Origin of the sequence: Nostoc favosum CHAB5714, from assembly GCF_020829495.1 — a bacterium.
GTDB classification, from domain to species: domain Bacteria; phylum Cyanobacteriota; class Cyanobacteriia; order Cyanobacteriales; family Nostocaceae; genus Nostoc; species Nostoc favosum.
On sequence record NZ_JAIVFQ010000091.1, the window covers coordinates 1 to 26,123 of the forward strand.

The window sequence follows — 26,123 nt, forward strand, 5'->3', positions numbered from 1 at the left end:
ACTGACCCCCTCCCTGTCAATCCTGCGGATTGAATTGGTTGGAGGTCGCGTTAATTTTAACCGCCTTATATCTCACCACTAAACGGAGTACCGTTTTAGTGGGAGGCTTACGGCGTAATAGCTAAATGGGAGCAGGTTGTGATATCCTTACTTGTTGCATATTTACTTAGTCTAATTGCTTCCTAGCTCGCAGGTTGGTGCAAGATGTGATGTAAAGTTATTTATGGTGCGATCGCTTCACGCTATCAGCTCACCAGCTATCACCACTTCATTGGCCCTCACCCTGAATGTAGAAGTTGTTCTTACCAATATTGCAACATTTCTCCTTAACATCGTAATATTCATCATCAACATTACGATATTCATAAGCAATATTGTAATATTCATCATCAACATTACAACTTTCATTATCAATCACGTAATATTCATCATCAACATTACGATATTCATAAGCAATATTGTAATATTCATCATCAATATTACAACTTTCATTATCAATACCGTAATATTCATCATCAACATTACGATATTTCGGTATAACCTATTTCCCAGTCCCCCAATACGCTTGGGTAATCGCTTTTTTCTTTCCTCTGTGAATGCGATCGCATATATTATTACGACTAAAGCCAAGTGTCATATTTTTTTCGTAGAGGTTGAAAGAAGTCCAAAGTCAAGAGTCCAAAGTCAAGAGTCGCCAGCCAGTTGATTGACCGTTGACTCTTGACTCTTATACCAGAAGATATGTATGCCAGTTGCGTAAGTCCTGTATTATATTTGAAAATTGCTCTTTTACTTTTTGTAGATGTCGTCACAGAGAGAGCGATCGCTCTCTGCTTTTGAATTATTCTTGAGATAATCATGTGCTACGTCAAATTTAATTCGCTACGAATTAATAAAATGCTGTACTTAAGTTCCCAACATCTGCAAGTTATGCAAAGTGGCATAAAGCCCTCCTTGTTCCAATAGTTGATCGTGACTTCCCTGTTCGATTAATTCGCCGCGCTTCAGAACAAAAATCCGGTCTACATTCCGAATCGTAGACAGGCGGTGAGCGATAATAATGGCGGTACGTCTGAGCAAAAGCTGGTTTAATGCCTCTTGAACTAAAGCTTCTGTACCAACATCTAAACTAGCGGTAGCTTCATCTAGTACCAAAATTTGGGGATTGCGAATGGCAGCCCGCGCAAAGGCTAATAGTTGCTTTTGACCACTAGAAATATTTGTGCCCCGTTCTCGCAGTTGAGTATCATACCCTTGGGGTAATTCTTCTATAAACTGGGCAATGTTGGTTTGCTCTGCTGCTTGTTGAATCTGTTCAATGCTATAGCCATCTCCTAAAGAAATGTTGCTTTTAACATCGCCAGCAAACAAAAAGCCTTCTTGGAAAATTACTGCCATGTAGCGCCGCAGTTCTGCCTGTGGTACTTCCCGAATATCTACGCCATCTATGAGAATGCGTCCTTGGGTGGGTTCGTAGAGGCGGCACAAAAGACGGATGATCGAACTTTTACCCGCACCTGTGGGGCCGACTAATGCAATTTTTTCACCTGGATGAATGGTGAAATCTAAGTCTTTAATTACGTAATCATCATTTTTGTAAGCAAACCAGACGTGATCAAAACGGATTTCTCCCAGTTCAGGCGCGGAAGTGACGTCTGGAGATCCTAGATTTGCAACGATCTCGTCTATGTAGCCAAATTTTGCATCAAATATTGAGAAGCGGACATTGGCGCGATCGCGGATTTCTATCGGTTCATCTAATATATCGCCTACGCGTTCTATGGCAGTAAAACCTGCTTGAATTACTGTAAATTTTTCGGCAAAATCCCTTAAAGGATCAAATAATCGCTGGGCATACAAGATAAATGCAGATAATGTCCCAAAAGCTAAACTTTTTCCTAACAGTAACAAACCACCCATGCACAAAACAGCTGCGATCGCAATCAGACCAATCCATTCCAAGGTTGCTGAAATAAATGAATCATAAAAAATGGTTTTATCAATTTGCTGAGTGTAGCGGCTGTTTGTGGCGCGAAACAATTCGGCATTAAATTTTTCTCTGCGGAACAACTGCACTACGTTAATGCCAACCACATTTTCTTGTAACTGTGAGTTCAATATAGAAAGTTCTTCCCGCCCTTTGTAATTGGCTTTGCGGTACTGTTGCTGAATGTAAACAATTAACCAGGTAATTGGTAACAACATCAATAGCAGCAAGCAAGTGAGTTGCCATTGGATGGAAAACATTAAACCCAAAATCACCAGCATCGAAAACAAATTGGACACAATGCCAATTGCCCCAGTAGAAAAGACATCGCCTAAGACTTCCACATCGCTGGTGATTCTGGTGATTAATTTACCTACGGGTGTACGGTCAAAAAAGCGTACAGCTAACGATGTTACGTGCTGGAATAAGTCTTGGCGAATTGCTGCGGTGATTTGTTGCCCTAACTTCTGTACTAAATAACCCTGATAGCCTGTTAAAATCAGTCGGCTTGCGATCGCAACTAACAATAATCCCTCCAGGATATTTAGCCCTTCGGACATGGGGCGATTCCTGAGAAATTCGTAAGTGCTTGGTTCATTGCGAATCAGGGAGATAGCTTGGCCAATCAACAGTGGTTGTACGGCATTCGCTAGGGCGATCGGTACGAGTAAGCCCATTGATAGCGCCAACAGCCGTCCGTTACGACGGGCATAAGGCACTAAACGCAAAAACAACCGCCAGTCATTTTCACTCCGACGAGCTTGCGTATAAGATTTTTTGAGAGATTGGTAGATGCTCATAGTAAGAGCATTATATTAATGTTTATAAAAAAATACGCATGTTTAAAGTAGCCTTTGTCTTCCTACTCTGATACCATGCCTGAGATAGAAACTGCAAGACTGTTACTAAGACCCTACACTCCTCAAGACCTGGATGAACTTGCTCCCATTTTGAGCAACCCAGCAGTTATGAGGTATTCACCCAGAGGGCCTATACCTAAAGATCAGGTAAAAGAAGTAACGCAGGAAACATTACAATTTTTTATTAAACACTGGCAACAGCACGGTTTTGGTGTATGGGCTGTAGTGGAAAAAGCTACCGTCAAATTAATTGGTCATTGTGGGCTGAATTTTTTACCCAATAGCCCGGAAGTTGAAGTTCTTTATCGGTTAGATGAAGCTTATTGGAATCAAGGAATTGCCAGCGAAGCCGCAAAGGCAAGTTTGAGATACGGCTTTGAGGAAGTCAACCTAGATCGTATCGTCGCCATCACTGCACCAGAACATACAGCTTCGCGTCGTGTGATGGAGAAATGCGGGTTGAAATACGAAAAAAATGCTCAGTTTTATAACTTAGATGTAGTGTATTATGCTCTGGCTCGCTCAGAATGGCGATCGGATGATTCTCTTTACATTTTGCAAATTTAAATTTTAACTAGTTCCGTGGGTTTAAGTCCCCCGGTTCAATAAAAAAGCAAGTTTTGTGTTGGGGTTAAATCCCTATTACAAAACAAAATTTACTGTCTTCGCAGCGGGGCGAAGCCCATTACGAATTACGAATTACGAATTATTTAATTGGGGTAATTATGCCTGAGATCGAAACTGCGCGGCTGCAACTAAGTACAGCATTTCATTAATTCGTAGCGAATTAAATTTGGCAATACCCTGCAATGGCAATGAATGCGTCAGCGGCCTTGTTAATGCGTCAGCGGCCTTGTTAATGCGTCAGCGGCCTTGTTAATGCGTCGGCGGCCTTGTTAATGCGTCGGCGGCCTTGTTAATGCGTCGGCGGCCTTGTTAATGCGTCGGCTTGCATTGTTAATGCGTCGGCTTGCATTGTTAATGCGTCGGCGGCCTTGTTAATGCGTCGGCTTGCATTGTTAATGCATCTCAATGCAATGCCAATGCGTTCCCCTGCATTGGAAACGCTACGCTCTTACGCAAAACTGTACTAAGGCACTTCAATAAGAATAAGGGAACAAACCCAGGCAAGTTTAAACAAACATATCCAAGAGTGGCAACAACACAACTTTGGGATGTGGGCAGTAATATACAAAGAAACTGGTACAATGATTGGCCGTTGTGGACTTGGGTTTCTGGAAAATACAAAAGAAGTTGAGCTTGGCTATGTGTTTGACAAATCCTATTGGAACATGGGACTGGCAACTGAAGCATCTCTTGCAACTTTAAAGTTTGGATTTTGGGAAGTGAAGCTAGATCGGATAGTAGCGATGCCTACGGCGGGCTACGCCTACGCACATCCAGAAAATATCGCTTCAGTGCGTGTGATTCAAAAGGTAGGGATGAAGTACGAAAAGAATGCTAGCTATTACGGCCATGATGTAGTCTACTACGCTATCTCACGCACAGAATGGCAGGCGGATGATTCCCTTTACATTTTGCATTCTTAAAACTATCAGTCCCCTACCCAGAAATGTTGCCACTGTTAAATTTAATTTGGCGGATCAAAACGATTCACAACCGTAGCCCACAGAATCATCGGCGAACCAACGGCTAAACATAATAACCACTGCTGCAAACTCAATGGTGCTGTGGAAAAGACTTGGTTAATCAACGGTACATGGGCAAAGATAATCTGCAAAATAATCGCTCCCACAATTCCAAATCCAATGGCAGGAATATCAACATTTTCCTGAATTGTACCATCCATCTTTGCAATTAGATTCGGCACTAATTGACTAATACTCAATAAATAAAATATCCGCCCTGCAATTAGAGAATTAATCGCCATCGTCCGGGCTAAATCTATATTGCCAGTTGTTTGACGGATATATTCAAAAACCCCAAATATTACAATCCAGTTAAACAGAGAAATTGCCAAAATTCTTTTGACCCGACTGCCAGAAAGTAAAGGTTCGTTGGGATGGCGTGGCGGTTGTTGCATGACATTTTGCGCCTTCGGTTCAAAGGCTAAGGGTACTGTCATGGTGATGGAATTCAACATATTCAACCAGAGAACTTGTAAGGATAAAATCGGTAAATCTCTAGCTAATAATGTGCTAATCAAAATCGTCATCGATTCCCCACCATTCACAGGCAGAATAAAACAAATTGCTTTCAGGAGATTTTTGTAAACCGCCCGTCCTTCTTCCACAGCAGCTTCAATGGAGGCAAAATTATCATCAGTAAGCAACATATCTGATGCTTCTTTGGCAACTTCCGTACCAGCACCGCCCATTGCAATCCCAATATCTGCTTGTTTCAATGCTGGTGCATCGTTGACACCATCCCCCGTCATGGCTACGACTTCGCCTTTTGATTGCAAAGCTTCGACTAAACGCAGCTTTTGTTCTGGGGCTACACGGGCAAATACTACGCCCTCTTGGGCAACTTGGGCGAGTTCGGTTTGATCCATTTTTGCTAGTTCTGTACCTGTGAAAGCCAAAACTGAGCCATTGTTGTTGATTCCCATCCGGCGGGCGATCGCTTGCGCTGTTACTGCATGATCTCCGGTAATCATTTTTACCTGAATTCCCGCCGATTGACAGGCTTGCACTGCCTTAATTGCACTCTCACGCGGCGGATCGATCATCCCCTGCAACCCTAAGAAAATCAACCCAGTGGCAATATCTGGATGATCTACCGTATTTTGCTCATTCGCTACAGGCTTTTTCGCCAAAGCTAAGACTCGCAAGCCCTGCCGTGCCATAATATTTACTTCCCGCTCGATGCTTGTTTGCCGTAAAGTTTCTACACAATCTAACGGGCGGGCTTGTCCATCACTATTCAACATCAGGGTGCAGCGTTGGAGAATTGCTTCTACTGAACCCTTGACATAAATAGTTTTACCTTTGGGTGTGGCGTGCAAAGTGGCCATATACTGAAAATCTGACTCAAAGGGAATCCCATCCAGCTTGGGCATTTGCTTTGCTAAAGTAGCCTGGTTAAAACCCGCTTTGTTTCCAGATGCAATTAACGCGCCTTCGGTAGGATCTCCCATCACCACCCACTGATCATTTTTCTTTTCTAAGTAAGAGTCATTGCACAATAATCCGGCAATTAAACATTCTTGCAAACCTTTAGCACTGTTCAAATCAATTGGTTCTTCATCTGTGAGAATTTCCCCAACTGGTGCGTAACCTACACCACTGACTGTATATTGATGTCCTCCAGCATAGATTGCTTGCACCGTCATTTGGTTTTCTGTCAAAGTCCCGGTTTTATCAGAACAAATAACTGTAGCGCTACCCAAGGTTTCCACTGCTGGCAATTTGCGAATAATCGCATGACGCCGTGCCATCCGAGAAACGCCGATCGCTAATGTGACTGTAACTACTGCTGGTAAGCCTTCTGGTATAGCACTCACTGTCAAAGTCACCGCAGCTTCTAGGGCTTCTTGAAAACCTCGAGAGCTTAATCCCACCACAAAGCAGAGTGTTGCTAGCCCCAATACCATGTACAGCCAACTTTGGCTAAATTTATCGAATTTTCGGGTTAAGGGCGTGGAAATGTCAGTATGTTGCTCCATTAGCTGGGAAATGTGGCCTGTTTCGGTGGCGTTTCCTGTCGCAACTACAACCCCAGTCCCTTGCCCAAAGGTGACGAAGCCACCCGCATAAGCCATATTTTTACGTTCTGCTAAAGCTGCATCTGACTTTAAAATTCGGGTATCTTTTTCTACGGCTACAGATTCACCAGTTAGGGCAGATTCATCAATTTGTAAATTTCGTACTTGGATTAACCGTAAATCTGCTGGGACTTTATCGCCAGAAGTCAGCAGCACAATATCTCCGGGAACTAACTCGCGTGATGGGATGCGTAATTTTTCACCATCGCGGATAACGATCGCTTCTGTGGTGATTGCTTTGGCTAAAGCTGCGATCGCACTTTCAGCTTTTGACTCCTGAATAAACCCGATGATCGCGTTGGTAGTGGTAACGCCCCAAATCACCCCAGCATTTACCAAACTACCAGTTACTGCTTTGACTAAACCCGCACACAACAAAATTATCAGCAGTGGCTGGTTAAATTGCAGCAAAAACTTCCACCACCAAGCTTTGCTTTTTTTCGCAGTAAGTTCATTTGCACCCAAATCAGTTAACAGCCGTTTTGCTGTAGCGCTGCTCAAACCTTGCTGGGCGTCAGTTTTCAAGCGAGCGATCGCTTCCAAAGTATCTAAAGAATGCCAGACAGTGGGTTGCTGAACTTCTGGCGCAATGGTAAATACTGCGTTAGCCATATTTAATCTCTTTTTAAAGTGCTATATATTATTTAGCACTAATTAAACGTGTTAAATAATATATGACACTAGAAGTTTTTGATGATAATCATAATTAGTTGTGGCGTTGGCGAGTTTCCTCCCAACTCCCCTTTAAGAGTTGCTGAAGAACAATTAAAGTGAGTATGCTTTCCGTTACGGTTGGGATTGAAACCAAAGGCAAAAAACGTGAATTTGGATTTGTCTACTCCTTTGCAATTAATTGGGCGATCGCAGGAATTTCAGCGTCTTGTGGAAGTTCTAGCGCAGGATGGCGACTTGCTGATCACTGGAGTAGTAGGTAGTGGGCGACGTACCTTAGTGCGGAAAGCAGCGCAAGAAGTTGGTGCGATCGCACTAGAGATCGACTGCATTCGCGCTATAGATGGGGAGCGATTTGTGCAACTGCTAGCAGAGGTTATTAGCCAAAACTGGGAACCAGCAGCAATTCAAGATTGGATTGCCAAGAATGCTAGTGAGTTTTTTGTCTTTCATCCAGACGGTAAACTAAAACTGTTGCGTTCCCTCAATCAAAAGTTGCTGTGGCAAGCATTTGAAATTTTGCTCAAATTGTCACAAATCATCGCTGTTGCTTTGGATAAGCGAATAGTACTGATTTTGCAAAGTTTTCCTCACATCCGCTCATGGGATCGCAATGGTTTGTGGGAATCCACATTTAGGCGAGAAATTAAAGCGCAAACTCATGTAAGTTATGTTTTGATTGCAACGATCGCCGAAACCAGCCATCATGCAGATGAAACTAACTATCCTTTAGAAACTATACAGTTAGCTCCCTTGGCTAAAGACGTTTTAGCAGTGTGGGCGAGGGAGATGTTGCATCCAGAAGGATTGAAATTTGATTCTCGCTCAAAAGCACTACAACTATTTTTAGATGCTGTGCAGGGAAACATGGGTGATGCTATGGCACTAATTCGCCGCTTGGTGACTTTACATCTTCCTGATGGGTTAATAACTGAGCAAGAGGTACAACAGGCAATTGAAGGACTGCTTAAAGATTTGTCTATAATTTTTGAGTCATTGCTGATGTTACTCCCAGCAAATCAAGTACACTTACTGGAATGTTTAGCTTTAGACCCTACAGAAAAGCCACAAAGTAAAGATTATATTCAAAAACATGGACTTTCAAGAGGTGGAAGCCTCCAGGGTGCACTGACTGGGTTACAGCACAAAGGTTTAATTTATAGTGCCGAGCAAGGTTATCAACTGGCATTGCCTTTACTAGCCTTGTGGTTGCGGCAACGGTTGAGTTGAAAATAGCGAGCGATCTAATAACCCAATACGCTTGGGTTAAGGCTTAACTCTTTGTCAAAGTTAATTTTTTTAACGAGCCGCGTTGGCGTACCACTTCCCTACGGGACGCTGCGCGGACGTGGAAGCAAGCAAGAGCGTGTCGCAGACAAGCCCCCTGCTTCCCCTGCTCAAGAAAGCTCCTTCTGCCTCTTCGTTGAAAATCATCCTTATTGCGTTATTTGTATTAATTGCTTCATGGATATACCTGTAAGTATGAAACAATACCATACTTTTTTATTTAAGTCTTATATCTAAAGGTAGATGATTAAGGTTAAAATTTGGGAAACCTAAGAGAGGTTCATTCCTAAAAGATGTCCTGCCATTTATCGCAGAATGCAACTGAGGCCAGATGACGCAACCTTTAAATCAAGTCAAAGAGTGGGAACAACGTCGTGACGAAGCAAGCCGCTACTACCAGCGCGGGAAATTTCAAGAGTCTCTCGATCTTGCAACCAAGAATTTACACTTGGCTAGATCAATTCCAGACAGAGCCAGAGAAGGTTATACATTAAACGACCTTGGTTTAGCTCACCTCAGTTGCTGGCAACCTCAAAAAGCATTAGAGCGCTTTCATCAGGCGCTTTCGGTTGCTGTTGAAATTGGCAACGCGCCAGCACAAGCAACTGCACTTAGCAATCTAGGTTCTACCTACAGCCGTCTTGGACGCTTTTCGCAGGCGTTAGAATATTTTGACCAAGCACTACCAATATGCAGGCGATCGCAAGATACTCAAAGTGAAATTTCTACTCTTAATGATGTAGCACTAATTTATACCCGGTTAGGAGAACCAAAACGGGCACTGTTGTTACAGCACCAAATTTTGAGGATGCGCCGATTGTTAGGTGACTTTTCTGGTGAGGCAACAACCCTAAATGGTATTGGGTTTGCTTACAATGTCTTAGGCAAGTTTGAGGAAGCTCTAGAATTTTTTCAAGCAGCGCTTCCAATTCAACGAGCAGTCAAGAATTTGGCTGGCGAAGCAACCACTTTGAATAATATTGCCTCAATCTATAGTGATTTAGGAAGACCGAAACAAGCGCTATTGCTTTACTATCAAGTTCTTTTGACACGTCGAGCAATCAGCGATCGCTCTGGTGAGGCAACAACGCTTCATAACATTGGTTATACCTATAGCACTCTGGCAGAGCATCGGCAAGCAATGAAGTTCTATAAGCAAGCCATTGCGATTCATCAACAACTCGGCGATGGCCTGGGAGAAATTTCAACTTTGCTGAATATGGGAAGCCTTTACGCCACAACGAAACGCAAAAAAATGGCGCGATCGTGCTACCAAAACGCCCAAGAGTTAGCAGAGCAAATCGAATATCAGCCACTCCTGGAAAAAGTACAGCAGTTTATAGATTCTCTGTAGGTTAATGCAGCACACTCAGATTCCCGACTTCTCCTTAAAGAAGTCGGGAATTTTGTTGTTCGAGTTGAAGCTCAAAAAATTAGTAACTTCGTTACCGCCAACCATATATTGCTCAACAGGTTACGATCAATTAAGAAGTAATAATTTTTTATGGCAGTGCCAGGAGTCTCTAAATGTTCATTAGTGAATTGTCACCTATATTCAAAGAATTTATCCAGCATCCAGTCTCATTTGTCGGTGGGTTATTCTCTGGTGTGCTTCGGCTCAATCTTGCAGAAGATCCTGTAAAAAGCTGGCTGGATCAACAGATCCGCTCCAATAGCTACACCAGCACCACAACAGATGCACATAATGGCAAAGCAAGTGGGCCTCAACAGATTTCCATTGACTAAATTTTTGGGTAATCGCAAATCAGGCTAATCTTTTTAGTCGTATACTCCCACATTGTTGTAGTTCAGATAAGATCCCCCCGCCTGCGGCAACCCCCGATAAATTGGGGGTAAATAAGCTGTCGCGCATTTAACTTGCACATCTTTTCGTGTTGGTTGTTGACTGTTGACAGTTGACAGTTAACCGTCAGCGCTCAACGAACTTAGGAAGTGACTATGTAATTTAAAAGCGTAATAGCTTATCAGAAAAAGCCCCCCAATTTATTGGGGGATTGGGGGGATCTCCGAGAGACACACATGTTAACCGAACCGTATTGATAGTGTGGGAATCTATCACAAATAGGACTTACGCACGAGTAACGGAAAACGAACCACAGAGAAGCCAGTGCGCCCTTGCGGTTCCCCGACTTGAAGCAACTGGCGCGGCGCAGAGGTCACGGAGGAATGAGAGTTTGAGAGGGTTTTTGCGTAAGTCCTAACAAAGGAACTTTCCATGTCTTCCACATTAAGGGATACTAAAGCTAGGTAGGTAAATAGGCAAGGAAATATGGAATCCCTAACCTCTCGTATGCAGGCGGTACAGTCGCCAATTATTCCTGTGGTTGGGGAACTGATTAAAAACTCTCCTGGAACAATCTCTCTAGGACAGGGTGTTGTTTATTACAATCCACCACCGGAAGCGATAGAATTTTTACCCAAATTCTTCGCCGAACCTGCTAATAATTTATACAAATCAGTTGAAGGAATTCCCCCGTTACTGACAGCACTTGCAGAAAAATTGCAAAGCTTCAACGGCATTGAAATCAATGGGGAAAACTGCATCGTCGTGACAGCCGGGAGCAATATGGGATTTATGAATGCCATTCTTGCAATAACTAACCCAGGCGATGAAATTATTCTGAATACGCCCTACTATTTCAACCACGAAATGGCGATCGCAATGGCTGGTTGTCGTGCAGTGTTAGTGGCGACAGATGAAAATTACCAACTGCGAAAAGAGGCGATCGCTCAAGCAATTACTCCCAAAACGCGGGCTGTAGTGACAATTTCACCAAATAACCCGACTGGAGTTGTCTATTCAAAAGCAGCATTACACCAACTAAATCAAATTTGTGGCGATCGCGGCATTTACCACATCAGCGATGAAGCCTATGAATACTTTACCTATAACGGCGTAAAACATGTTTCCCCTGGTGCATTTGCGAGTAGTAGCGAGTACACCATTTCTCTTTTTAGCCTTTCTAAAGCATACGGTTTTGCCAGTTGGCGCATTGGCTACATGGTGATTCCCAAACACTTATTTGTCGCCGTTAAAAAAGTCCAAGATACGATTTTGATTTGTCCGCCAGTAATTTCCCAATATGCAGCTTTAGGGGCATTGCAAGCAAAAGCGGAGTATTTGGAGAGTAATATAGGAGCGTTGGCACAGCCCCCCGTAGGCATCGCTCAAGTGCGGCAAGTAGTACTCGACTCTCTTAACCGCTTACAAGGTTTATGTAGCATTACACCCGCCAATGGCGCTTTCTATTTTTTCCTGAAAGTTAATACTCAGATGGATGCTTTTGAGTTAGTTAAAAGGCTAATCCAGGAACATAAAGTAGCAGTCATTCCAGGTACAACCTTTGGCATGGATGACGGATGCTACCTCCGCGTTGCCTATGGGGCGCTGCAAAAAGAGACGGCAAAAGAAGGTATACAAAGATTAGTGCAAGGTTTGGAAACTATAGTTAGGAGTTAGGAGACGCGATTAATCGCGTCTGTACAGGAGTTAAGAGTAGAGACGCGATTAATCGCGTCTGTGCAGGAGTTGATATTTAATTTATGAGAACGTTAGACTGTGTTGGCGTACCTCCTTTACAATCCCAAATATTAAATTGAAGAGATGCCAATTATTAATAAGTTAATTGAAATTGAAACTGAACCAAAAATTAATATTCATAATATAACACCACAAATCCAAGATTTTCTTACTTCAACATCAATTAAAAATGGACAAATTTTAGTATTTTCTCGACACACAACGACAGCTTTAGCTATCAACGAAGATGAAGTTAGATTATTAGAAGATATAAAAGTGTTCTTGCAAAAATTAGCACCTGAATCAGACAGCTATTTGCATAATGACTTGCATTTAAGAGATGTTCCAGAAGATGAGCCGATTAATGCTCACTCTCATTTAATGGCAATGATGCTGACAACTAGTGAGATAATTCCCATTGTGGATGGTAAATTAGCTCTGGGAACCTGGCAATCTGTATTGTTTTTTGAGTTGGATGGGCCGCGCAAAAGAACGGTATTTTTCCAAATTTCTGGCGAATAATGCAACTTCACACCTGTAATCCTCTCACAACCTAAATCTGAGAGAATTACGAACGCGACCAACAAGTGTATCAGTTGAATTTACCTACAGCAATTAAAAACCTGAAAGAATGTTTCTAAGCATAACCTTCCTTTCCACAAACCAGAACTTTCGTTCTGACTTTTCACGGGATCTGGAAAACCTCACTTCCATTCCTCTCTCCTTGCAGGAGAGAGGCTTTGAATTCTCCCCATTCCCTTGTAGGGAAGGGGGTTGGGGGGTTAGGTTTCGCGTTAGCTTTTCCACATGGCCTGAATTGTCAGAACTTTCGTTGTGACAAAGGCAGACGCAATTAGTGATGAAAAATAACGATAATTTTGTATTACGTAATACTTGGTACTATGCTCTGCCTAGTAATCAGATCAAGCTAGGTATGATGATCAGCCGCATTTTCTTAGGAGAACCAGTGCTGCTAGTCCGCAGCCAGGATGGTAAAGTCTCTGCGATGACGGACATTTGTCCGCATCGTGGTGTGCCCTTGAGTTGTGGTAGATTCAATGGGCAGGAAGTGGAATGCTGTTACCACGGTTGGCGTTTTGATCCGACTGGGCGCTGTACTGCGATACCTTCTCTTGTAGAGGAGCAGCAGATGGATTTGAGTCGCTTCGACGTACATTCCTATGAAGTCCGGGAAGCACAAGGGAATATCTGGATATATATGGCTGATCCCGATAACCCTCAACCTGCTTCTGAGATGGAGATTCCGGTAATTCCAGGGTTTGCCGAGCCGCACCAGTTCGTAGAGGTGGTAAAATTCCCTTGTTTTATAGATCATGCAGTGGTAGGTCTGATGGACCCTGCTCATTCGCCCTATGTTCATCGCGCTTGGTGGTGGCGAAGTGAAAAACTGCACGAAGAAGTGAAGCAATTCGATGCTTCGCCCTATGGCTTCACAATGCGACGACACCGATTACCAGCGAATGGGGGTCGATTATACTGGCTGATTGGCGGTGGTGTGCCGGAAACGGAGATTTCTTTTCGTTTACCTGGAGTCAGAATCGAAGAAACCACAATTGGCAACCATCGAGTCGTTAATTTAACGGCAGTTACACCAATTTCAGACACAGAAACTGAGGTAACTTTTGCTCTTTACTGGACACTTCCTTGGGTAGGATTTTTCAAGCCACTGTTACATGTGCTGGCGCGGACTTTCATTGGCCAAGACCGAACGGTTGTAGAAAAGCAGCAGATTGGCCTGAAATATAATCCCGTGCTGCGACTGATTAAAGACTCAGATATGCAGGCGCAGTGGTATTACCAGTTAAAGCGGGAGTATGCTAAGTCTGTCGCTGAAGGACGAGAATTTGTAAATCCTGTCAAGGGTCAGATACTACGCTGGCGTGCTTAAATTACTCCAAAGTAAATTCTGCAAATTCTCTTTGTCCAAACAGCATATTTCGGTCTATGGCTGACAAAATTTTATTATTGGCACGCTCGCTATTTAAACAGCGACCAACTAACTGTGCGACATCTGCACGATTGATGCTACCAATAATGTGCGGATCTTCAGTCAAAACACCATTACCCGTTGCTGGTTCTGACTTTAGTCCACCAGGACGAATAATTGTATAGGTGAGTCCACTGGCAATTAAGTGTTGTTCAGCTTTGTCTTTCTCAGCTAAAACTTTTCCCAGTACCGCTAAAACTTGGGGTGACGCAGCAACAACACTATTGCCAGCACCAATGGAAGACACAAGAATAAACTTTTGCACCCCAGCTTTAACTGCTGCATCAATCAGATTTTTATTACCAGGGTAATCCGGTCTTTCTACATCTGATGGTAAACCGCCAATTGTACTGATAACGGTGTGAATAGGTTCATCTGTAAGCATTGCGCGTTCTACATCCTCAATATTCAAAGCATCTCCCAGAACTACCTCAATACCGATTTTTTCTAGTTCAGTAGCAACTGCTGTTGTTCTCAGCAGGGCTTTTACCTTTAGCTGTTGGGCTGTGAGATATTGAGCAATTTCTCGACCAACACCGCGACTTGCCCCAGCCAGGAAAATATAAGATGCACTTGTCATAATAAATTTAACTACTTACGCTCAAAGGATTTTATCAGAGGATTGTCACGAAAAACATGACATGAGCGCCTAACACACCCCTATATAACATGGTGCGTTAGGCTAAAGCCGTAACACACCCTACTTAAAATTTACTTAGTACAACTTTGCGTAAAATCGTAGCGTTTTTAATGCAAGGGGACGCATTGGCATTGTCAGCCGATGCATTGGTATTGTCAGCCGATGCATTGGCATTGTCAGCCGATGCGTTGGTATTGTCAGGCGATGCATTGGTATTGCAGGGTATTGCCAAATTTAATTCGCTACGAATTAATGAAATGCTGTACTTAGCCCAATTGTAGGAAGTATTTTAATAAGCAATTGTGCCAATCTAACAAATAACTTTTCTTTGGATAAACTTATGGCTAAAAAATCTCAACCCAATCTAGAACAATACCAGGATGTCAGATTATCTGCCACCACAAGAATTTGGGTAATTACAGTCGCCATTCTCGGAGTTTGCATCCCACTGTCAGCAGTTACTAAAAGCGGTGCTATTCTTCCTTTAGTTGCAATTGGTGGCGCAGCTGTTGGTACAGTTGCTGTTTGGCGTTCTGATGAGCAAAAATCAAAAACTAACTATTTGCAACAGCAGCAAATAGAACTGTTAGAGCAAAGATTAGCTAATTTAGAAACAATTGTTAGCAGCGATGACTTGAATTTGCAAATGAAAATTAAACAGATCGAGGCTAGAGATACTTTTGGCGACTCCTCTGATACAAGTACCACACCCAGACAACCAAAACGCAAAGGTTAAAATAATTCGTAATTCGTAATTCGTAATTCGTAATTATTATACCGCAAGGGTTTCATTGATTGGGAATAGGTGGTTTACTTCCGCCCTGCTGTACTAGTAGTCCCCCAAAGCAACTTTGCTAGATATCTACAAATTTGACAAAACGAAAAAACTTTTACCCACTCCCTACTCCCCACTCTCAACTCCCCGCCCTCAGCCAGCAATTTGGGGTTGGTCGAGTACTAGGTTATTTTTGTGTAGGGATTTGTTGACTTAAGGTTACGGCAACGTTTGAAATCCGTCTCACTTTAAACTTTCCTTTACGGCTATAACTGTCTCTAGGGAAACAGTATCTCTTTCTCCATCTCCGTTAGAATTGACTGACATCATTTAATTCTATATACTTCAACTGCATCAGTTCATGAAATGTCTAAGTGCAATAATCTCTATCTTTCCCGGAAACATCTGCTTATGGCTGTGTTTTATTAGACTACTAAGATTACTGAATTTTTAATTAACTAAGGTTATAAACTTGAGTAATTGCATTGGTATAGCTTACCGTAGGTATGCAATAGTTTGCCGCAGGAATGCAGATGGATTGGATTAGCTTACTTAAATCTCAACAAGCTGACTTCCTTCAACGTGTGAAAAAACCTAAAACTTATGACTTATCTTTGCTGGAAAGTCAAGTGAAAGGTTGTCACACTGAAATTATGGCTTTTTGGGGCGAGCCATTGGCTAGACTCCAAGAACTTTCTCGCCAACAAGCAGAAGTTCTTGCCAAAAATCCGCCGCCAACGCCGCCCGAATATCCTGAGCCTCCTGACTGGACGATACCTTTTCCCACATACTTCCAACAACAAGCCCAAGATTATCTTTTGCGAGAGCATATTGTTGACCGAGTGATAACTGAACGTTTGGGGAAGTTGGTAAAAAAGGTATCACAAGATACCGTAGAAAACATGGTTTTAGATGATGAGGGAAATTTGTGTGGCGAAAGCAAATTTTCTTATGTACTAAAAGATAATCCTCAGCTAAGTGTTCAAGTTTATGTTGCTGATGGAGAAAGTTTTAATGGTATTAAGAAAGACAAAATTAGGTGGTCGGTTACTCAAGAAGATTTAAGAAAGCACCAAGTATTCATTTTTCTGTGTTTATTTTATCCATCTACAGATAAGTTAGGATGCGACGAGAAACAGAGCATAATTACAGGCTTTTTACCTGCAAATCAAATTGAACTTACTGAACCAAAACTCTACATTAATCCGAGTAACTTGTTGTATGCGGGGGGATTAAGTTGGTATTTAGAATCACTTATTGGTAAAAAAGACACGTCGCCATTAATTAATGAGAATGCGATCGCAGATACAATACAGACTCTACCATCAGAGCATTGCCTTAAGGGTATAGTCGGTGACTGGGAATGCTGGCAAACTTTGAAAGGGCACAACAGAGGCATTAATTGCCTAGCTTTCAGTTCCGGGTGTAAGAATGGCAAAGCCTTACCCATATTGGCAAGTGGTAGTCGGGGAGAAACGAAACTCTGGGATTTAAGCAAGGGTGAATTAATAGATACATTATCAGAGTATCCTTGGGTGATATCTGGGTTGGTGGATGAAGTGAATTCCCTGGCTTTTAGTTCAGATGGACAGACTTTAGTGAGTTGCGGTGCAGATTCCACAATTAAGCTTTGGCATGTAGGCGCTTTAGACTTGATAGATATTTTGCACAAACATAATGGGGTAGTGCGGTGTGCTGCCTTTACCCCAGATGGGAGAATGTTAGCGACAGGCGGAGATGATAGAAAAATTCTGTTTTGGGATTTGATGCAACGTCAGGTTGCGATCGCACTCTCTTTAGATGATACAGCTGCTCATTCCCTGGTTTTAAGTCGAGACGGGGAAACTTTAGTTACAGGTAGCTATCGCAAAATTAAAGTCTGGCGCACCTTACCGCAGACGGGGATAAAAAGTTTAAAGGACGCACAACCACTGCATACCCTCATGGGTCATTCTCACATCGTTCGTTCCTTGGCGATTAGTGCAGATGGTAAAATGCTCGTGAGTGGCAGCTGGGATCAAACGATTAAAATTTGGCAATTGGAGACTGGGGAATTACTTCATACTCTTAAAGGACATAGAGATAGAGTATATGCGATCGCATTAAGTCCCGATGGACAAATAATCGCTAGCGGTAGTGCTGATAAAACCATCAAATTATGGCATTTACAAACCGGGGAATTGCTGGGTACGTTTACAGGTCATGGGAATATAGTCACAGCATTAGCTTTCACAGCTTCCGGTGAAATGTTGGTTAGCGGGAGTTTAGATAAGACTATTAAAATTTGGCAACGGAGTTGAAGGTTACACGGTTTAACCAGTGCATCTGAAAAGTTAACGGAAAATCGAGATTATTCCCTCTACTTCGTTGCCTTAAGAATGACGAAATCTACCTTACGCATACTTTTAAAACATCCTCGAAGTCAAAATCTGAAATTGCAAACGACGCTTCACAAATGTCAGTATTGGATTAAATCTAACTAATATTTAGCTGAGACTGAGCGCGTCAACCGGGTTATTGCTGGTGCTGAAGCTGAATTAAGCGATCGCAGCCGGAACTATCAAGATAAACTTATTACTACCGCTACTGATGTCGAAGAAGCGAATGCAAATGTCAAAGCAGCCGATGCTAGTCTTAAAGCAGCCCAATCAAAGCGAAATCGCTACGAGACTGTAGCCAAAGCCGGAGCCTTGTCTCAAGATCAATTTGAGGAAGCACAACTAGCTGTTCGCCAGCAAGAACAAGCTCTCCAGGCAGCTAAAGCTAAATTGCAAAATGTCCAAACTGCCCTCAATCCCAGTAATGCACAAGTAGCGATCGCTTATAATCGCGTTGCCCAAGAAAAAGCTACGCGAAAAGCCAGCATTGCTACTTTAGATAAAGAACGCCTTGCTCTAATCCAGCAACGAATTGAAATCCAAAAACAGCTAGAGCGCGACACCCGCGAACTCCAACAAGTAAATATCGACCTCAGCCAGACGGTCATTACTGCCACAGCAGACGGGATTATTTCTAAATTAAACCTGCGAAACTCTGGTCAAACAGTGCCTGCTGGACAGGAGATTGCCCAAATTGTCCCCAGTGATGCTCCCTTGGAGGTTAAGGCAGCGATCGCACTTCAGGATAAAAATAAGTTGAAACAAGGTCAAACGGTACAAATGCGGGTTTCTGCTTGTCCTTATCCAGATTATGGTACTCTCAAAGGCAAGGTTAAGACAATTTCCCCGGATGCAATCGCACCTCAAGGGAATGCTGCTAATGCCACCGCCACAACACCTACCAGCCAAAAGATGGCAGCCGTTGGTGCATTTTATGAGGTAACAATTGAGCCAGAAAGCCTTTCTCTAGGTAGGGAAAAACACCAGTGTGCTATTCAATTGGGAATGGAGGGTACAGTCGATATTATTTCTAGAGAAGAAACTGTGTTGCAATTCTTTCTGAGGAAGGCGAGGTTGATTGCAGATATATAGTGCGTTGGCGTAGCCCGCCGCAGGCATCGCAGCGTAACTATTCGTAATTATTTCTCGCAATCCTACCGTGGATTTTCTATCTATCCTTATAAGAGGGTGTAGTTTACTTGCTGGTTATTTAAGGGGTGCAATGTCTAGAATGAAGCGATATAGGCAGCATTGGTGCTGGAAATTAGCACTGGGAAGTTGGTTGGTGATGAGTAGTGCGATCGGCGAAGCTGTATTGCAGACATTCGCTTTATCTTTTAATTCCGCTTTTGCCCAAATTACCCCCGATAGCACTCTAACCAATAATTCAAGTGTTACAACACAAAACAACATCAGTACCATTGAAGGGGGAACCCAAGCTGGAAGCAACTTGTTCCACAGTTTTCAAGAGTTTACTGTTCCAACTGGCGGCACTGCTTTCTTTAATAATGCTGCGGATATTCAAAATATCATCAGTCGGGTAACGGGTGGGTCAGCTTCTAATATTGATGGGTTAATTCGCGCTAATGGAACAGCTAACCTATTTCTAATTAATCCCAATGGAATTGTATTTGGTCAGAATGCTCAATTAAATATTGGTGGTTCTTTTATTGGGACAACAGCTAATGCACTGCAATTTGGAAATATCGGATTTTTTAGCGCTACTGATAAAAATATCCCTTCACCGTTGTTGACTATTAATCCTTCAGCATTGCTGTTTAATCAGATTAATCAAAATGCAGCGATTCAAAATAACTCAGTTACTCCCTCCGGTTTAAATCCATCTTCTGAGATTACAGCAAGGGGTTTTTTGCGTGTATTAGATGGTAAAAGTTTGTTGTTGCTAGGCGGTGATATCAATATGGATGGTGGAGGATTGCTTGCTTTTGGTGGGCGAGTCGAGTTAGGTGGGTTAGCAGGTACGGGAACGGTTGGGTTGAATGGGGATGATAATAATCTGAGCTTGAGTTTTCCCAATAGTGTAGAAAGAAGTAATGTTTTCCTGAGCAATGGCGCTGGGGTAGCTGTTACTGCTGATGATGGTGGTAGTATTGCGATTAATGCCCGGAATTTAGAAATGACAGGAGAAAGTGGACTGTTTGCAGGCATAGCGACTGGACTGGGTTCTGATAATAGTAAAGCGGGAAATATTGAAATTAATGCAACTGGAGTCATTAATCTCGACAATGACAGTTTAATTTCTAATCAGGTGGGACGAGAAGCAAACGGACAGGCAGGCGATATCAATCTTAGTGCTAATACTTTACAAGTTGAGAGTGGGGCACAGGTGAATGCTGGTACACGTGGTGTAGGTAAGGGGGGAAATTTAACAGTCAATGCCCAAGAGGTGCGACTGATTGGTGGTGATTCTCAGTTTGTCACTGGTTTGTTTGGTTTAGCACAGCCAAACTCAACAGGGGATGCGGGAGATTTGACTATTAGAAGTAATACTTTACTGGTACGAGATGGGGCACAAGTTAGTGCTGATACATTTGGAACGGGCAAGGGGGGAAATTTAACTATTAAAACTAATACTTTGCAAGTGCGAGATGGGGCACAAGTGAGTGCTGATACACTTGGTACAGGCAAGGGGGGAAATTTAAGCGTTGATGCCCAAGATGTGCAACTGATTGGTGGTGATTCTCAGTTTTTTACTGGTTTGTCTGCTTCTGCACAGCCAAACTCAACAGGGGATGCAGGAGATTTGACTATTAAAACTAATACGTTGTTGGTAAAAGATAGAGCAGAAGTGAGTGCTAATACATTTGGAACGGGCAAGGGGGGAAATTTAACTATTAAAACTAATACTTTGCAAGTGCGAGATGGGGCACAAGTGAGTGCAGATACATTTGGTGAGGGCAAGGGGGGAAATTTAAGCGTTGATGCTCAAGATGTGCAACTGATTGGTGGTAATTCTCAGTTTTTTACTAATTTGTCTGCTTCTGCACACTCAACAGGGGATGCAGGAGATTTGACTATTAAAACTAATACTTTGCTAGTACAAGATAGGGCACAGGTGGGAACTGATACATTTGGTGCGGGCAAGGGGGGAAATTTAAGCGTTGATGCTCAAGATGTGCAACTGATTCGTGGTGATTCTCAGTTTGTCACTGGTTTGTCTGCTACTGCACAGCCAAACTCAACAGGGGATGCGGGAGATTTGACTGTTAAAACTAATACGTTGCTAGTACGAGATGGGGCACAAGTGAATGCTGGAAGTTTCGGTGAGGGTAACGGGGGAAATTTAACTGTGACTGCCTCACTCGCTATAAACCTAATTGGAAGAAGAAGCCGCTTGTCTGCTCAAACTGAAGGTAGTGGAGCATCTGGCAATGTGCAAATTTATACTAAGCAGTTAACTGTCCAGGATGGAGCACAAATATCAGCTTCTTCTTTGGCTCAAGGACAAGGAGGGAGTTTGTTCGTGAACGCCTCCGAATCTGTAGAACTGATTGGAAAGTCACCAGATAGTAGTCAGGTTGCCAGCGGTTTACTTGCTCAAGCTGAAGGTGCTGGAGCAGCCGGTAACTTGGTGATTACGACTGGAAAATTGATTGTTCGGGATGGAGCGCGTGTATCAACTACTACTTTTGCTCAGGGGCAGGGGGGTAATTTGATAGTGAACGCCTCCGGCTCCGTAGAATTGATTGGAGGAGGTGGTTTGTCTACTCAGGCTCAAGGTGATGGAGTAGCTGGGAACTTGGCGATTACGACTGGAAAGTTGATTGTCCGAGATGGCTCACAAGTATTAACTACTACTTATGGTCAGGGGCAGGGGGGAATTTTGTCTGTAAACGCCTCCGACTCCGTAGAACTAATTGGAAGAGATAGCGGCTTGTTCGCTGACACTAAAGGTGATGGAACAGCCGGAAATTTGACAATCACTACGGGTAAGTTGATTGTCCAGGATGAGGCACAGGTATTTACTGGTACTACTGGTAAGGGACAGGGGGGTAATTTGATAGTGAATGCCTTGGAGTCCGTGGAAATTAACTCTTACTCTTCAGCAGATTCTTCAAGGTTTAGCGGCTTGTTGACTTTAACACAAGGTGCTGGAGCAGCTGGGGACTTAACGATTACTACTGATCAGTTAACTGTAAAGAATAAGTCTCAAGTAGCTGTATCCAGTGAAGGAACCGGGAAAGCAGGGAACTTAAACGTTACAGCTCCCTCCATCCTTCTTGACGGCAACCAAGCAGCATTAAACGCTCAGACTGCTTCCGGTAATGGTGGTAATATTACGCTGCGAGACCTGAACTTATTGCTGTTGCGTCGTGGCGCTCAAATTTCCACCACCGCAGGCACAGCACAAGCTGGTGGTAATGGTGGCAACATCACCATCAATGCCCCGTCGGGCTTCATTGTTGCCGTCCCAAGCGAAAATAGCGACATCACTGCTAATGCTTACACAGGCAGTGGTGGGAGAGTAGATATTCAAGCCTTTGGCATCTATGGCATTCAACCCCGCTCTAACCCAACTTCTCTTTCGGATATCACCGCTAGTTCTGAATTTGGTGTAAACGGCACTGTAGAAATTAACACACCTGATGTTGACCCTAACAGTGGCTTAGTCAATTTACCAACCGTACCAGTTGATACTCAAGTAGCACAAACTTGTCAAGCTGGTGGAAATTTAGCTAAAAGCAGTTTTACAATCACTGGACGCGGTGGCTTACCACCTAATCCAGGTGAAGCCCTCAGCGCTGACGCAGTGCAGGTAGATTTGGTGACTCTCAACCCAGAAGTAGGTAAACCCTCTACTCCAGCAGTTTCCACAAATCCCACTAGCCCAACACCAGCTCGCATAGTAGAAGCTACTGGTTGGGTAATTACTGCTAATGGCGATGTAATTCTCACTAGCTCTGCACCCACTGTCACGCCTCATTCTTCCTGGCAGAGGACAGCCGATTGCCGTGTGTTTAATAAACACCAGGGAGGTTGAGCAACTTACACTGTCTATTTTTAGTAAAAACGCGGTGCGAATGGGGACAAAAACATGGCAAGAAAAAAATTTAGATTACGGAAAATCAAACGCCTTTTAAGTGTACTGCTGCTTTTGGCTATGTTCTTAGGCGCTCTTTTATTGCCGCCCACTTTCGCACATGTAACTGCGGAAAACTCCATTGTTCAAAGGTCGTCCTATGCCCATTTGCTGGAACAGGGCAGTAAATTTTATGAAGCTGAACGGTTTGCTGAAGCTGCTACTTCTTGGCAACAGGCTATCTCTGCATTACAAGGCAATGGAGATGAACAAAGGCTTGCGATCGCACTAGGTAATCTCTCATTAGCTTATCAGCAATTGGGACAGTGGTCAGAGGCAGAAACTGCGATCGCTCAAAGTCTCAACTTATTACAAACTGCTAAAAATATAGATAGCAAAGAGCGATTGCAAATTCTAGCCCAAGTCCTAGATATCAAAGGTCGCCTGCAATTGGCTCAAAGCAAAGCTGAAGATGCCTTGGATACTTGGCGAGTCTCAGCTGACATTTATGCCAAAATAGGCGATGAGAGGGCGGTTATTCAAAATCGGATTAACCAAGCGCAAGCTTTGCAAGCTTTAGGGTTTTATCGGCAAGCCGAGAAGACATTAAGAGAAAGTACCCAGAATCTCCAAAGTCAACCCAACTCACCTGTTAAAGTTGCAGCCCTGCATAGTCTCGGTAATGTCGTGCAAGTCACTGGTGATTTAGAAACATCTCGGCAGATATTGCAGCAAAGTTTAGAAGTAGCTTCATCATTGCAAGATTTGGAAGCGATCGCTGATATTCTCCTCAGTCTGGGTAATACAGCTCGTGTTCAGCAAGACACGCAAACAGCGATAAAATTTTATCAACAAACTATCAAAACTGCAACCTCACCCACTACACGCATCCAAGCTCAAGCCAATCAACTAAGACTACTGCTGAAAACTGAGCAATTGTCAGCTTTCCAAACATTGTCCTCCCAAATTAAAACTCAGCTTAACGACTTACCCGTTAGTCGGACAGCAATTTCTGCCCGCATTAACTTTGCCCAAAGTCTAATGCAATTCCGAAAAAAAACCGCCGCAGACACTCCCTCATCGTTGGACATTGCCCAATTATTGGCAACTGCTATTGAGCAAGCAAAAAGTTTGCAAGATAAACGCACACAATCCTATGCTATTGGTGTTTTAGGTCAAGTGTACGAACAAACTCAACAATGGTCTGATGCCCAAAACCTCACCCAACAAGCCTTGCTCATCGCTCAAGCTATCGATGCTAAAGACATTGGCTATCAATGGCAATGGCAACTGGGACGTTTGCTTAAAGCTAAGGGAGATACAAAAGGAGCAGTAGCAGCTTACACAGAAGCAGTTAATAACCTCCAAGCCCTCCGCAGTGATTTAGTTGCTGTCAATTCTGCGGTGAAATTTTCCTTTCGAGAAGAAGTTGAACCAGTTTATCGGGAGTTGGTTGATTTACTTTTGCAATCTCCGGGTAACACCCAACTTAGCTCAGAAAATCTCGCAAAAGCCAGCAATACAATCGAATTACTCCAAATAGCAGAACTAGAAAACTTCTTTCGCAACAACTGTTTGAATGCTCAAATCCTTAATCCAAAAAAAGATCCAACGGCAGCAATTATTTATCCATTTATTTTGCCAGACCGATTAGAGGTGATTATCGAATTGCCTCAACAGCGTTGGTTGCACTACACTACCCCTGTAGTTGAAAAAGAAGTGGAAACTACTTTAGCGCAACTACAGGAAAATTTACCCAAACCACACACGCTGCGACAGGTTCAATCTTTATCCCAGAAAGTTTACAAATGGCTGATTCAACCTGCTGAAGCTGCCTTAGCTGAAAGTAATACTCCTACTTTGGTGTTTGTGCTGGATGGTTGGTTGCGAAATATTCCGATGGCAGTTCTCTACGATGGCAAACAGTATCTAGTTGAGAAGTTTAACATTGCACTCACCCCCAGTCTGCAACTGATTGAACCCAAAACATCACAGAAGGAATTCAAGGCAATAGCCGCAGGATTGAGTGAAGCTAGTTCGGGATTTTCTGCACTACCCAACGTCAAACTTGAATTAGAACAAATCCGCTCTCAAGTCCCTAGCAGCATCCTTCTGAATCAAGAATTTACCAGCAAAGCTTTGGAAAACCGGATTAATTCTTTATCTTTCCCTATCGTTCATCTTGCAACTCATGGTCAGTTTAGCTCTAAGGCTGAGGAGACATTTATTGTCGCTTGGGATGAGCGTATTTATGTCAAAAAGTTAAATGAGTTAGTGCGAACGCTAGAGCAAAATAGACCCGAAGCGATTGAATTGCTCATTCTTAGTGCCTGTCAAACAGCTGCCGGGGACGAACAAGCTGCACTAGGAATTGCTGGTGTCGCTTTTCAGGCAGGAGCACGCAGTACGATCGCTTCTTTGTGGAACTTGGATGATGAGTCTACTGCTGTGTTGATGAGTCAATTGTACCAAGAGTTAGGCAACAAAAACCTGACTAAAGCTGAAGTACTCCGTCACGCCCAGCTAGCTCTTTTGCAAAATCCCAAATACAAACGTCCCCGGTTTTGGGCCCCCTATGTTCTTTTAGGTAATTGGCTTTGAGCCATCACCACTTCAAGCGGTGGGATTCAGGCTAAGAGTTGGAGTTAACTTTTTGTCCATTTACTTACGCAAATGCGATCGCATCAACTGACAATGGCATTGCATCGGCTGACAATGCGATTGTATCGGCTGACAATGCCATTGTATTGGGTGACAATGCCATTGTATCCACTGACAATGCCATTTTATTGGCTGAAAATGCCATTGTTTCGACTAACAATGCGATCGCATCGACTGACAATGCCATTGTTGCGGCTGACAATGCGATCGCATCGGCTGACAATGCCATTGTATAAAATTATGTAAAGAAATTAGCCAGTTTTGCGTAAAACTAATGCGATCGCAACTGAGAATTATCTAGGGGTGACTGCAATCACCGTAAACCTACATTAGTGGTGTGACATAACCAAAAGTTTAGCGATCGCTGTTTGCTTAGAGGGGTGCAATGTCCAAGATAAGTATTCGTTGGGGCTGGTTTATAGGAATTGCAATATGTGGTTCAAGCATTTGGAGTACAAATTGCGCTTTTGCCCAAATTACCCCGGATGGCACTTTGCCTAATAACTCTAGTGTCAAATTAGAGGGGAACAACAGCATCATTGAAGG

19 protein-coding genes are annotated in these 26,123 nt (G+C 43.1%); 14 read left to right on the forward strand and 5 right to left on the reverse strand.

Annotated features, from left to right (window positions below; translation table 11 throughout):
- Positions 1-620: 620 nt before the first annotated feature.
- Positions 621-860 carry a hypothetical protein gene (locus tag LC586_RS32285; RefSeq protein WP_229489529.1) on the reverse strand — a complete coding sequence of 80 codons (240 nt, stop codon included), beginning with the start codon at positions 858-860 and terminating at the stop codon, positions 621-623.
- Between the two features lie 46 nt (positions 861-906).
- Entirely contained in the window at positions 907-2,787 is a 1,881-nt protein-coding gene (locus tag LC586_RS32290) for an ABC transporter ATP-binding protein (RefSeq protein ID WP_229489531.1), read from the reverse strand.
- 54 nt (positions 2,788-2,841) lie between these two features.
- Between LC586_RS32290 and LC586_RS32295 the strand changes: the two genes are divergently transcribed.
- Together LC586_RS32295 and LC586_RS32300 are read left to right on the forward strand one after the other, a co-directional pair.
- Positions 2,842-3,414: a GNAT family N-acetyltransferase gene (locus tag LC586_RS32295; protein ID WP_229489532.1), complete on the forward strand. Its 573-nt coding sequence runs from the start codon at positions 2,842-2,844 to the stop codon at positions 3,412-3,414.
- A 542-nt stretch (positions 3,415-3,956) separates the two neighbouring features.
- Complete coding sequence (locus LC586_RS32300; RefSeq protein ID WP_309143416.1) at positions 3,957-4,397, forward strand: GNAT family N-acetyltransferase; 441 nt, start codon at positions 3,957-3,959, stop codon at positions 4,395-4,397.
- Positions 4,398-4,438: 41 nt separating this feature from the next.
- Here the strand turns inward: LC586_RS32300 and LC586_RS32305 are convergent, their stop codons facing one another.
- Entirely contained in the window at positions 4,439-7,186 is a 2,748-nt protein-coding gene (locus LC586_RS32305; RefSeq protein ID WP_229489533.1) for a cation-translocating P-type ATPase, read from the reverse strand.
- Positions 7,187-7,393: 207 nt separating this feature from the next.
- Here LC586_RS32305 and LC586_RS32310 point away from each other — a divergent pair, with 207 nt between their 5' ends.
- The 6 genes from LC586_RS32310 (at position 7,394) to LC586_RS32335 (ending at position 13,983) form a co-directional block, all read left to right on the forward strand.
- Positions 7,394-8,476, forward strand: a complete 1,083-nt coding sequence (locus LC586_RS32310; RefSeq protein WP_229489534.1) for a P-loop NTPase family protein — start codon at positions 7,394-7,396, stop codon at positions 8,474-8,476.
- 388 nt (positions 8,477-8,864) lie between these two features.
- Positions 8,865-9,887 (forward strand): tetratricopeptide repeat protein, encoded by a 1,023-nt coding sequence (locus tag LC586_RS32315; RefSeq protein WP_229489535.1) that lies wholly within the window; start codon positions 8,865-8,867, stop codon positions 9,885-9,887.
- A gap of 173 nt (positions 9,888-10,060) precedes the next feature.
- Positions 10,061-10,279: a ssl0294 family protein gene (locus tag LC586_RS32320; RefSeq protein ID WP_229489536.1), complete on the forward strand. Its 219-nt coding sequence runs from the start codon at positions 10,061-10,063 to the stop codon at positions 10,277-10,279.
- Positions 10,280-10,823: 544 nt separating this feature from the next.
- Positions 10,824-12,014, forward strand: coding sequence for a pyridoxal phosphate-dependent aminotransferase (locus tag LC586_RS32325; RefSeq protein WP_229489537.1), 1,191 nt, complete (start codon positions 10,824-10,826; stop codon positions 12,012-12,014).
- Between the two features lie 144 nt (positions 12,015-12,158).
- Positions 12,159-12,596: a secondary thiamine-phosphate synthase enzyme YjbQ gene (locus tag LC586_RS32330; RefSeq protein ID WP_109009457.1), complete on the forward strand. Its 438-nt coding sequence runs from the start codon at positions 12,159-12,161 to the stop codon at positions 12,594-12,596.
- Between the two features lie 337 nt (positions 12,597-12,933).
- On the forward strand, positions 12,934-13,983 hold the full coding sequence (locus tag LC586_RS32335; RefSeq protein ID WP_229489539.1) for a Rieske 2Fe-2S domain-containing protein: 1,050 nt from the start codon (positions 12,934-12,936) through the stop codon (positions 13,981-13,983).
- A 1-nt stretch (position 13,984) separates the two neighbouring features.
- Here LC586_RS32335 and LC586_RS32340 read toward each other — a convergent pair whose 3' ends face one another.
- On the reverse strand, positions 13,985-14,662 hold the full coding sequence (locus tag LC586_RS32340; RefSeq protein WP_229489541.1) for an SDR family oxidoreductase: 678 nt from the start codon (positions 14,660-14,662) through the stop codon (positions 13,985-13,987).
- Positions 14,663-14,832: 170 nt separating this feature from the next.
- On the opposite strand from LC586_RS32340, the gene LC586_RS32345 reads away from it, so the two are divergent.
- The 6 genes from LC586_RS32345 to LC586_RS32370 all read left to right on the forward strand — a co-directional run bounded on the left by LC586_RS32345 (position 14,833) and on the right by LC586_RS32370 (position 25,517).
- Entirely contained in the window at positions 14,833-15,003 is a 171-nt protein-coding gene (locus LC586_RS32345) for a hypothetical protein (protein ID WP_229489542.1), read from the forward strand.
- 59 nt (positions 15,004-15,062) lie between these two features.
- On the forward strand, positions 15,063-15,458 hold the full coding sequence (locus LC586_RS32350; protein WP_229489543.1) for a hypothetical protein: 396 nt from the start codon (positions 15,063-15,065) through the stop codon (positions 15,456-15,458).
- 566 nt (positions 15,459-16,024) lie between these two features.
- Positions 16,025-17,797 carry a WD40 repeat domain-containing protein gene (locus LC586_RS32355; protein ID WP_229489544.1) on the forward strand — a complete coding sequence of 591 codons (1,773 nt, stop codon included), beginning with the start codon at positions 16,025-16,027 and terminating at the stop codon, positions 17,795-17,797.
- A 390-nt stretch (positions 17,798-18,187) separates the two neighbouring features.
- Positions 18,188-18,967: a beta-barrel domain-containing protein gene (locus tag LC586_RS32360; RefSeq protein ID WP_306423309.1), complete on the forward strand. Its 780-nt coding sequence runs from the start codon at positions 18,188-18,190 to the stop codon at positions 18,965-18,967.
- A gap of 139 nt (positions 18,968-19,106) precedes the next feature.
- Positions 19,107-22,877, forward strand: a complete 3,771-nt coding sequence (locus LC586_RS32365) for a two-partner secretion domain-containing protein (RefSeq protein WP_229489545.1) — start codon at positions 19,107-19,109, stop codon at positions 22,875-22,877.
- Positions 22,878-22,931: 54 nt separating this feature from the next.
- Positions 22,932-25,517, forward strand: coding sequence for a CHAT domain-containing protein (locus LC586_RS32370; protein ID WP_229489546.1), 2,586 nt, complete (start codon positions 22,932-22,934; stop codon positions 25,515-25,517).
- 64 nt (positions 25,518-25,581) lie between these two features.
- Here the strand turns inward: LC586_RS32370 and LC586_RS32375 are convergent, their stop codons facing one another.
- Positions 25,582-25,806: a hypothetical protein gene (locus LC586_RS32375; RefSeq protein ID WP_229489548.1), complete on the reverse strand. Its 225-nt coding sequence runs from the start codon at positions 25,804-25,806 to the stop codon at positions 25,582-25,584.
- Between the last annotated feature and the right edge of the window lie 317 nt (positions 25,807-26,123).